This window comes from Mesorhizobium sp. M0698 (assembly GCF_040320455.1).
Taxonomy (GTDB): Bacteria; Pseudomonadota; Alphaproteobacteria; order Rhizobiales; family Rhizobiaceae; genus Mesorhizobium.
In genome coordinates this window covers 1-10,476 of sequence record NZ_JAMYPQ010000051.1, presented here as the reverse complement: position 1 = coordinate 10,476, position 10,476 = coordinate 1, and the positions used below count along the sequence as shown (strand labels likewise).

The 10,476-nt window shown below is 59.5% G+C and carries 6 protein-coding genes and 4 pseudogenes; 3 read left to right on the top strand and 7 right to left on the bottom strand.

The genetic code is table 11. From position 1 onward, the window contains the following. Window positions 1-263: 263 nt before the first annotated feature. The 3 genes from NKI16_RS33265 to NKI16_RS33255 form a co-directional block, all read right to left on the bottom strand. On the bottom strand, window positions 264-2,330 hold the full coding sequence (locus NKI16_RS33265) for a carbamoyltransferase family protein (protein ID WP_023679092.1): 2,067 nt from the start codon (window positions 2,328-2,330) through the stop codon (window positions 264-266). Window positions 2,331-3,251: 921 nt separating this feature from the next. Further along, complete coding sequence (locus tag NKI16_RS33260) at window positions 3,252-3,674, bottom strand: type II toxin-antitoxin system VapC family toxin (RefSeq protein ID WP_352480554.1); 423 nt, start codon at window positions 3,672-3,674, stop codon at window positions 3,252-3,254. After that, a complete protein-coding gene (locus NKI16_RS33255) occupies window positions 3,671-3,937 on the bottom strand; it encodes a type II toxin-antitoxin system prevent-host-death family antitoxin (protein WP_023679089.1) in 267 nt (88 codons plus the stop codon). Before NKI16_RS33255 ends, NKI16_RS33260 begins: the two co-directional genes overlap by 4 nt. A gap of 387 nt (window positions 3,938-4,324) precedes the next feature. Between NKI16_RS33255 and tyrS the strand changes: the two genes are divergently transcribed. Continuing rightward, complete coding sequence (gene tyrS, locus NKI16_RS33250) at window positions 4,325-5,584, top strand: tyrosine--tRNA ligase (protein ID WP_031212411.1); 1,260 nt, start codon at window positions 4,325-4,327, stop codon at window positions 5,582-5,584. Between the two features lie 50 nt (window positions 5,585-5,634). Here tyrS and NKI16_RS33245 read toward each other — a convergent pair. Continuing rightward, window positions 5,635-6,012 (bottom strand): annotated as a pseudogene (locus NKI16_RS33245) (IS30 family transposase); the annotation flags it as partial. A 5-nt stretch (window positions 6,013-6,017) separates the two neighbouring features. Here NKI16_RS33245 and NKI16_RS33240 point away from each other — a divergent pair. Then, window positions 6,018-6,335 (top strand): annotated as a pseudogene (locus tag NKI16_RS33240) (integrase core domain-containing protein); the annotation flags it as partial. 977 nt (window positions 6,336-7,312) lie between these two features. Here the strand turns inward: NKI16_RS33240 and NKI16_RS33230 are convergent. Then, window positions 7,313-7,698 (bottom strand): annotated as a pseudogene (locus NKI16_RS33230) (Tn3 family transposase); the annotation flags it as partial. Further along, window positions 7,692-7,907: pseudogene (locus tag NKI16_RS33225) on the bottom strand (leucine zipper domain-containing protein); the annotation flags it as partial. The pseudogenes NKI16_RS33230 and NKI16_RS33225, both read right to left, overlap by 7 nt. A 139-nt stretch (window positions 7,908-8,046) precedes the next feature. On the opposite strand from NKI16_RS33225, the gene NKI16_RS33220 reads away from it, so the two are divergent. Next, complete coding sequence (locus NKI16_RS33220) at window positions 8,047-9,708, top strand: tannase/feruloyl esterase family alpha/beta hydrolase (RefSeq protein WP_352924661.1); 1,662 nt, start codon at window positions 8,047-8,049, stop codon at window positions 9,706-9,708. A gap of 254 nt (window positions 9,709-9,962) precedes the next feature. On the opposite strand, the gene NKI16_RS33215 is transcribed toward NKI16_RS33220, so the two are convergent. Continuing rightward, the coding region (locus tag NKI16_RS33215) for a tyrosine-type recombinase/integrase (protein ID WP_352924659.1) at window positions 9,963-10,476 on the bottom strand (514 nt) is incomplete at its 5' end.

The following is a 10,476-nucleotide window of genomic DNA, read 5'->3' as shown; positions in this document are numbered from 1 at the left end:
CCCCGCCCCCCCCCACCCCACCCACCCCCCCCCCCCCCCCCCCCCCCCCCCCCCCCCCCCCCCCCCCCCCCCCCCCCCCCCCCCCCCCCCCACCCCCCCACCCCCCCCCCCCCCCCCCCCCCCCCCCCCCCCCCCCCCCACCCCCCCCCCCCCCCCCCCCCCCCCCGCCCCCACCCCCCCCCCCCCCCCCCCGCCGCCCGCCCCGGGCGCCCCCCGCGTCGATGAACACGTTTATTCGCCGAGCTTGGATAGCGGCATCGCTATCACGCTGAGAGCCTGTTATGCTGGTCCAGCGTTTGATCGCAGTCTTGATCCGTGCGAGCAGCTTGTGAGGGATGCAACCGAACGAGGCGCTGCTCCCACAGTCGTCGCAGGCCCTCCATCACAGCGTCACGCTTAGCCTGATCCGGCGCAATTGTATTGAGGAGATCTCCCAACATGGCTTCGCCCTCAATCCGCATCAGCAGATTAAACAAGTCGTGTGAAATTCGCACACTGTCACTGTTGAAGTGGGTCGTGCTGATCTCGCAGTGAGTTTCCCGACGATCTGGCGCTTTGTAAGCGCGGGTTTGATGGAGGGACACATAGGGCGGCAACGAAACCGCAAGCGCAGTCCAATCCTGCAGCGTTGCAGCCCGCTTTTTTACCAGGAAGGGCCCGACCACAAGTCCATCCAGCTCTGTCGTCAGAAAGGTGGCAATCGCGTCTGCAACCGAATCCACGATCGGTTCGGCATTGTTGTTAAAGGACGTATTGAGCAGAATTGGAGTGCCTGTGCGCTTCTTGAACGCATTGATGACCTCCCAGTACGCGGGATTGGCGTTGTGCGATACTGTTTGCAGGCGAGCGGTACCGTCGACGTGCGTGATGGCACCGAGCAAGGCGCGCTTTGAGTCACGCACGCGAACGACGAAATTCATGAATGGAAATTCGTGCCTACCGTCCGGGAGGTCGAAAAATTCGCTCGCATCCTCCTCCAGCACAGATGGCGCGAAGGGCCGATAGCCTTCGCGCTTCTTGACCATCGCATTGATCCGGTCCTTGTTTGCGGCGGGCCGAGGGTCGGCAAGAATGCTGCGGTTGCCCAGCGCACGTGGCCCAAACTCCGAACGACCCTGCACCCAGCCGATCACGGCGCCGTTGGCGATCCAGTCGGCTGCACTGCTTGCCACGTCATCAGAGCGTTCAACCTCGAGATGTCCGGCCCATGCATTCAGTTCCTGTTGCACGGCGCGCTCGCTCCCGAGATCAGGACCCCAATAGACCTCCTGCAGTCGCTCACACGGCGCGGGGCGGCCCATCTCGTTAGAGACTATCAGCGCAGCTCCCAATGCGCAGCCAGCGTCGTGAGACGCGGGTTGCACGAAGATGTCTTCGAAAAGCCCTGAATACAGCAGCTTACCGTTCATCGTACAGTTGTGGGCCACCCCCCCCGCCAGGCACAACCGCTTCATGCCGGTGGCCTCACGGTGATGCCGGAGAATGTGGAACACGATCCGCTCAAGCGCTTCCTGCAGTGACGCACTCACATCTCGATGCTGCTGGGTGAAGGGCATTCCCTTTCGCCTGACCTCGATATTGCGGAGCAACGCCGGACCGATGCGGTCGAGGTGAACACGGTAGCCACCGCCGTTGGCGGAGAGCTCGTAGAACTGCTCGAAGAGCTCGCGATAGGGAGCGGGGTCGCCGTAGGGCGCGAGTCCCATTACCTTATACTCGTCGAACAAGCCGTAGCCGAGATAGCGGATCGTCTCGAGATAAAACAGCCCAAGAGAATTGTTCTCGGGGAAAGCCTCGAGTTGCGTAATTTCTGTGCCAGACCCTACCGCCAAGAGGCCCGATAGGAAATCACCAGAGCCATCAATCGCTAGAATGAGACTTTGTTCGAAGCCCGACATTGCAAAGGCGCTCACGGCGTGCGCCTGATGATGACTTACGAATGAAATACGCGAACTGTCCAACTTAGTGCCGAACTCACGCGTTAACAGATCCTGCACCAACGTTTTAGCATCCAACGGAATGGAGAGAATGTCCGGGTGGGATGCGGACATACCTTCAAGCATGGCGTTGGCATAGGGCTCGCTGGCGTAGAGCGCGACACGATCAATGTCGTTGAGCTGAACCCCCGCCGCTGACAGACAGTATTGAATCGAACGAATTGGGAGCTTGTTGGAGTGTTTCATCCGATTGAGGCGTTCCTCTTCGACGGCTGCTATCACCCGTCCGTCTCGGACGAGCACCGCGGCGCCATCGTGCATAAAGGCGTTCCGAAGCTCGAATCGGTTTTCATGGACTTGGTCAAGTCCGCCGCTAATTCCTAGACACAGCATTTCTTTCTCCACATAGTGACGGGCAAGCCAAATTGGCCTGCCTCCGTTTCCAACTAAATAGGCCGCATTGTCGCTTGCAGCTGCAACCGCCTGTCAGGCATCACCGGCATCAAAGAACGCCTCATAACGGGTCCGCCTGAATCAACATGAGATGCTTCGATCGTGGCGCCTGCCGTTCCATGACGCCGAGAGCTTGGCTGGATCACCGCGCCGTGAACTGGCCCGATTTCATTCCCCGAAAGACCGTCGCACAGCGAGTGACACGTGCTGCACTGTCCACCTGCTTCCCGGTCGCACATCCGATAACGCCTTCGGCTGTGCAGGAGGCCGCATCGCGTCATGCGTCGGCCAAACATGGCACCGACTGGAAGCACGGCAATACCGCGTAGATGTAAAGTGCGCTGATGTTGTATGGTAGCGCTGCCGGCCGGGTCTCCAATCCGCTGCCCAGACGAGCCGACCGGATCTGCCTGCGGCAATAAGCCCGCCCACAAGCAGAATCGCGCTGGGCAGCGGGCTCGCCTGCAAGACTTCGCAGCTCAGGAACATTGGGGACGACTAGCGTCGAACCGCCGACATGGTCGGCCAGTTGCAACTCACTTCTCGGCACGACCTCCACTGCACGTCAGGGCGCATGGAAGATTTTCTCCTTGGATGGGTGATCGGTGCGGACGTGCTTTTGTCCATGCAAGATTTCCGAAGAGTTATGAAATCGTTTGTTTCGATCAAAGTCATCCACGCTATGAATAGCTGACGGACATGCGCTTCAAAGGGCTTCAGGCTTCCTGGATGGCTACTCCGATTTGAAGCGCGTGGCATTCCATGCGCTCTGTCACAACATTTCAGCAAAGGGTATGAGAACAAACCCACACTTCTTTTTCGAAATTCGCTTCGAGCATTCGGGATGAGGTGCTGGGCGATTCACGCAGTCCACGGATCGAAGAGCTCTATTCCGAAGCCTTCGAAATCCTTCATATTACGCGTTGCCAGAGTGAGCTCCTGGGCAATCGCTGTGGCTGCGATCAATCCGTCCATTGACGTCAGCCCGCGGCCGCGGCGCTTCGCAAGACCCATCAGATCGCCCCAGGCCAGAGCAACCGGCTCGTCGACGGGGAGGACTCTCTGCTCGAAACGCTGAGGCAGGTCTCGGGCAAGCCATTCGGCCAGCGCCTCACGCTTCCGACCCTCGCCCATGAGAGCAACGCCGCGCCGGATTTCCGCGATCGACACCACGCTGATGAACGAGCGATCCTCGTCGAGCTTGTCCAGCCATTCCAGAACGCGTGCGTCCGGCGCCGGCCTTGTCACCTCGGACAGGACATTCGTGTCCAGCAGTAGCCTCACAGCGGCAGATCACGCGGTTCATCGCGTTGACGCTCAAGGTCGAGTTCCGCGCCGCGTAGCGGCGACTCCAGCAGAAACTCCGCAAGCGTACCCTTGCGCACCGTCTTGCGTTGCCATTCCTCGGCGGAGACGACAACGACGCTTGGCCTACCGTTGCGCGTGATCGTTTGCGGCGCCGCCTGCGCACGCTCGATGACTTCCGACAGCCGCGCCTTGGCCCGAGCGACGGTCCAGTTGGCATCCTCTTTTGGAGCAGACTGCATTCTGGCCTCCGTGACCATTGTGACTACGGTGACTATATAAAAATGCATAGTGACCGCAACAGGGGAGGGGGACTTTTTTCTAGAGCCCGGACGCCTTGGTGAGATGTTGTCGCAAAAGTTGAGTTCTGCGACGGTGCAAAAGTCAGTTGCAAAATCGTCGCGACAAAGGCTCGGCAGCTCCCCGAAGTAGCCATTTCAGATTGCTTGCAGGTGCGGATAAAGTCCTTTATGCATCGGCACATGATCAAGTCCGCGCCCATCGCTGCAATCTATTATGCGACGCTTCCATAAGGAGCGGCGCGTTTCGATCATGCCTTGAAACAAGCCGCCGTCAGGCGGCTTGTTCATTGAGAGGACCCCCTGGCGGCAATACCAGCAGGATTCCCTATGGCACTTCCCGATTTATCAACCGGTCATTCCGAACCATGTTCGGCCGCTTTGAAGACGCTCATTGAGCGCGGCTATGTAAATCAAGGGACCGACCTGCCGGGTGTCGATGCCGCCTTTGAAGCAGGCGTCGTACCCGCTTACGCTGGTTTCGATGCGACGGCTGACAGTCTTCATGTCGGCCATCTTCTTCTGATCATGGCGCTTCGTCATCTTCAGCAGACTGGCCATAAACCCATCGTTCTCATTGGGGGTGGGACCACCCGCATCGGCGATCCCAGCTTCCGTTCGGAGGCGCGGCCGATGCTGACGGACGACCGGATCGCCGCCAACATTGAAGGGATCAGAAAGGTCTTTGACCGTCTCCTTGTCTTCGGAGACGGCCCGACGGATGCCGTGATGGTGAACAATGCCGACTGGCTGGACAGCATTCGTTGGATCGACATGCTGAGAGACGTCGGCAGGCATTTCTCCGTCAATCGGATGCTCTCTTTCGACAGTGTGAAGTCGCGGCTGGAAAAGCAGGAGAACCTGAGCTTCTTAGAATTCAACTACATGATCCTCCAAGCGTTCGACTTCCTTGAGCTATCCCGCCGGACCGGTTGCCGTCTGCAGATGGGTGGAGCCGACCAGTGGGGGAACATCATCAATGGCATCGACTTGATACGGCGGACGGATGGAAAGGAAGTCTTCGGAGTGACTACGCCGCTTCTGACGACTTCTTCAGGTGTCAAGATGGGTAAGACGGCTGCCGGAGCTGTGTGGCTCAACGAAGATCGCCTTTCGCCATACGATTACTGGCAATTCTGGCGTAACACGGAAGACGCTGATGTCGTTCGGTTCCTGAAGCTTTTCACCGATCTGCCGATGGACGAGATCGAGCGATTTGGACAGGCTGAAGGAACCGAGCTAAACGCCGTCAAAGAACGTCTGGCCAACGAAGCTACGGCCCTGGCACATGGAACTAACGCCGCCAAACAGGCGGAGGCCACGGCTAGCCAAGCATTTGGGCAGGGCGAAGCCGCAGAGGGGCTACCGACGCTTCATCTAAATGACGCCGAGGGCTTGGCCGGAGTAGCCCTTGTGGATTTGCTGGTACGCGCCGGATTGACCTCCTCCAAAGGGGAAGCGCGAAGGGCGATCTCGGGACGAGGTGTGCGGATCAACGGCAACTTCGTCGAGATTGATACAATGATATCGTCCCAAGACCTCCCGATCCGGCTTTCGCTCGGCCGGAAGCGCCACACTGTTGTAAAGTAGGGTTTCAGCAAATGCTGTCGCAGAAATTCTGCCCGCTTAGCGGGGTGGGTTCAACTGATCCCTGCAACACACTCCGCGAACTTTTCAGCTGGGGTTTGATAAAGCAAGGTCTTTCGCGGCCTCTCATTGAGCTGCCGTGCGATCGCGCTGAGCTTAGTCTGGCTGTGCAGGGATAGATCGGTTCCGCGCGGCAGATATTGGCGCAGTAATCGGTTGGTGTTTTCGTTGGAGCCGCGCTGCCACGGCGACCGCGGATCACAGAAGTAGACCTCGACGTCGGAGGCCAAGGTCAGGCGCTGGTGATCGGCGAGCTCTTTACCTCGGTCCCAGGTCAACGACTGGTACAGTTCGCCGGGGAGTTTCCGTGCCTGTTTGATCAGTGCCGAGACGACGCTTTCGGTATCCTTGTTGGCGACCTTGACCAGCATCCCTTCAGCACATCTTCGACGGCATCTGCGACGAACATGGCATCGAGCACCGGCTCACAAAGATCAACCATCCCTGGGCGAACGGCCAGGTCGAGCGGATGAATCGGACCATCAAGGACGCCACCGTCAAGCGCTTCCACTATGACGATCACGATCAACTGCGCCGGCATCTCGCCGACTTCATCTTAGCTTACAATTTCGCGCGCCGGCTTAAGACCTTCAAGGGCCTAACACCCTACGAGTTCATCTGCAAAATCTGGGCAAAAGAGCCCGAACGGTTCCGACTCGATCCCACCCATCAAATGCCGGGACTAAACACCTAGCCTCCACCTTCGTTGCTTCATTGCTAATGAGCTTAGCAGGTGTTCGATGGTAAGCTCGCTGGTTTCTGCGGGTATCGCCCCGAGCGGCTTGAACGCACACGCCACAGAGCAGAGATCGGTCCATTTTGTTACGAACGAACATCTTGCTTCCGGTAGAGCTTTCTCGAACCAAGGTCCGAAAAGGGTCGCGAGCTGTCCGGTTCCCATCTGTCTCAGTAGGGTGGACAACCGACATGCAGCGGTTACCCGCCCATGCTCGTGTGTTGTTGGTTTGAAGGCTGAGGGTCTGTCACTATCCACTTTCCAATCATACGAATCGGATCACTGTCTTCGTGGTCGATATGGCAGGGCTGCTCGTGTCGTCCTGCACACTCGCGATCGTTCCCAACTTGTCCCGGGGAGCCCGTCTTTACGGGGTAATCGAAAACGTCGTGACAGATGCCAACCATCGCCGGACTGGGCTACTGGGCTGGGCCGCGCCGTCCTTCATGCCGCGCTCGACAAAGCATGGAACGCCGATTGCTACAAGGTTCTGTTGGCGACTGGATCTCGGAGGGAGTCCACTCTGCGCTTCTATGAAGGTGCAGGGTTCCAGCAAGGCGGAAAACTTACTTCGAAATTCGCCGCTTGGAGGACGCTTTGGGTCGATTTTCCACCTTCCCTGACGGCCCGGAGGGGTGGGAATCGGCCGCTCGCGTCGTCCCGGCTGCCTAGCGTGGCGGATGAATTAACAGCCAGCGATTTGGCTCTTGCTCGACGAACTCTTTCTGGACGTGCCTGAGCACGTTCCGCTGCCCGGCAAACGGAACCATGTTGACCGCTTGATCGAAGGGGACCCACTGAAACTCGCTGTGTTCGGCATTCAGTCGCACCGTCTCTGTCGACCCCGCGAAACCCACGAAAACCGGCAGGAGGCTAATGGCGTCGCGGTCCGCTTCATAGAATTGCTCGCATATGTCGGCCGAATAGAGCCTCTGCAGCGTCAAGCCCGTTTCCTCCTTAGTCTCTCGCCAGGTCTTCCTTACGATCCGGTCATGGGTCTCGACCACGGCATCGGCGACCGCCGCCTCCCATTCCACGGCGCAAACGGCAAGGATCGCCCAGCGTCGATCCGAGCTGATATCGCGCAAGCCATCGGTGAAATAGCGCTCACCCTGCCGACGCAGGCGAGCGATGCGGTGTTGCGGATGCCGGCGAGCACTTGCGGATCAAGACCCACCGCGCAGGAACTCCAGTCGGTCAAGCAGCCGGTTTGCCGCCGCGGAATTGTTGCCGAGCTCGAACTTGCGAAGCAAGATGAAGCGGCTTATGTACCGGCCAACATTTCGGTCAGAAGCCCATCCAACCGCTCGCGCGCACCAGCGTCGGCCGGCGCAGCCGATGAGGGCGAGATGAGCGATCCCGCAATCCTGGCATTTCCTCGGCGCGATACCGGTCGAGCCATTTGCGAACCGTCCGCGGGCAGACGCCTGCGGCTTTGGCGACGGCCTCAGGCGTCTGTCCGCTCTCGACCTGCATTACAATTCGCTCTCGACCGAGCGGCGTCAGACGGGTACTCTTATGGATGTTCATCCGGTCCCACTGGAATCACTGAAGCTTCGACAACCTCAGCTTTCCCGGTTCGGACCGGATGGATAACCTTCTGAAAGCTCACAACTAGCTACCAATGCGATCAGCTTTCGGGCTATCGGGGCATCCAGGGAGGATGGGTATGTTCTTGGCTAACGGCCTCAAGCTGCGGGACCGCGGGTGCACCCTGGCACTGATTTTGGCGATCATATGTGTATGTGCGCCTGCGCTGGCGGCAAACGCGTCGGATCAGGCGTGCCGGTCCATCGCCAAGCTCACAATTCCAAGCGTGATCTTTACCGAGGCTAGCCTTCAAAAGCCGCAGGAGATCCCCGCAGATCCCTTCACTGCATTCACCGGCGCCTCGCCTCAGGCGGTAAAAGTGGGCGGGCACTGCCTTGTCCGAGGTGTTATCGGGAAACGCCAGGGGGTCGATGGTCAATCATATGGCACCCGGTTTGAGGTGCGTCTTCCGACGACCTGGAACGACATGTTCCTTTTCCAGGGCGGCGGCGCAGTTGATGGCTTCCTGGCGCCGGCCGTCGGGACCATTCCTTGCCGGAACTCGACCGCGGCTCCCGGGCTCTTGCGCGGCTACGCTGTTGTAAGCATGGATGGCGGGCACCCAAGCCCCGATCCGGCTTTCGGGGTCGATCAAGCCGCACGCATTGATTTTGCGTACGCCTCCATTGGCAAAGTCACTTCGATCTCGAAGCAGGTGGTGGCCAAGTTCTATGGGGCGGCTCCGAAAAAGTCGGTGTTCATGGGATGCTCGAATGGCGGTCGTGAGGCGTTGATAGCGGCTCAGCGATATCCGCTCGAGTTCGACGGGATTGTTGCAGGTAGCCCGGGTTTTCGTCTCAGTGCCGCCAACATTGCCCAAGCCTGGGATACTCGCGAGTACATGAGCATCGCTCCCAAGGATGAGGCCGGCCATCCCATTCTATCCCGCGCCTTCTCCCAGCAGGATCTGAACCTCGTCGCCAACGCGGTTCTCGCTGCCTGTGATGCCCGCGATGGCATTGAGGATGGCGTCATCAACGCCTGGCAGCAGTGCCGGTTCGACCCAAAGGTCCTGTCCTGCCAAGGCGATAAGACGGACAGCTGCCTCACGGCTGGTCAAGTGCAGGCCATGAGCCGCGCGTTCGCGGGTCCGGAAAGCTCCGATGGCGAAAAGCTTTACAGCGATTGGCCATATGATACGGGCGTTGCGGGCGCGGACTGGAGAATGTGGAAGCTGGGCAAATCCCCCACTTCCCAGTCGGATGCAAACAACATCGTTCTGGGAGCCCGCTCGCTTCAATACTACTTCATGACGCCCCCGGCGCCGAATTTTGACCCCCTGAAGTTCGACTTCGACAAGGATCCGGCACGCGTTGCGGATACGGCCAAGCTCAATGATGCGACCGGCACGTATCTCGCCAGCTTCGCTGCCCACGGTGGAAAGCTGCTCTTGTTTCAGGGACTTTCCAATCCGGTCTTCTCGGCCAACGATCTGGTGCGCTGGTACAAGCAAGTCGTCGAGGTCACAGGCGGCGGCGATTTGGAAGCGACTCGCCGTTTCGTGCGCATGTTCATAATCCCGGGGATGACCCACTGCGGCGATGGCCAAGCCTTCGACGACTTTGATCCTTTGGCCGCCATCGAGGGCTGGATAAACCAAGACAAGGCTCCGGACTCTCTCGCGGCTGGCAGCAAGGCATTCCCTGGCAAGCACCAGCCGATTTGCGCTTATCCCACTCAAGCTGCCTATGACGGTAAGGGAAATCCCGATGAGATCGCGAGCTATTCGTGTCGGGGATAAGAGACCTCGTCATTTGTTCGCTTCAATCTGCGCGCATTCCCGGAACAGGTCTCCCGGACCAAGGATCGGTTGGAAAAGCTAAACCCGGAATTTGTGGGCCGTGCCATAACGCAGTTGATGATCATGCCTGACTACGAAGCGTCGGCCGCCGATAGTCTGGATACAGCGCTCGCTGTGCTCGATGAGGTATTGTTATCGCCTGAGATCTGACCGCCTCATCCCAGCGGACAAAACGGGGCAGGGGAGGGGGCTTTTCAGAGCCCGGACGCCTTGGTGAGATTGACGCGGAAACGATCGCGCCGGCGCTGATACTTTCGAGTCATCTCGGCCGAGGCGTGACCGAGCTGCTGTTGCACATAGCGCTCATCGACCTCGGCCGAGGAGGCGAGGCCGGCGCGCAGCGAATGGCCAGCAAACTTTTGACCGCGTTCGCCCTCCGACAGATCGCCACGCACGCCGGCTGCGAGCGCCGTGCGCTTGACCAAGCGTGCGACCTCCTGGTCGTTCAAGCGATCGGCACCGACGGCTCTGCCTTGACCAGCAACGCGCCGGAACAGAGGTCCGTGCGCAATGTGCGCCAGTCTTAGCCAGGTCTGCAGAGCGGCCACCGGGCAGGTGGCGTCGGAGGAGCCGCGGCCGACCTCGACCTCGCGCCAGCCGGTTTTGCCGCGCAGGGTCACCAGTGCGGATTCCGACGTGAAGCCGGCCGCCATTCCGATCAAACACCGGCCACCATTCCGGTATGAAGCCGGCCACCATTCCAACCAA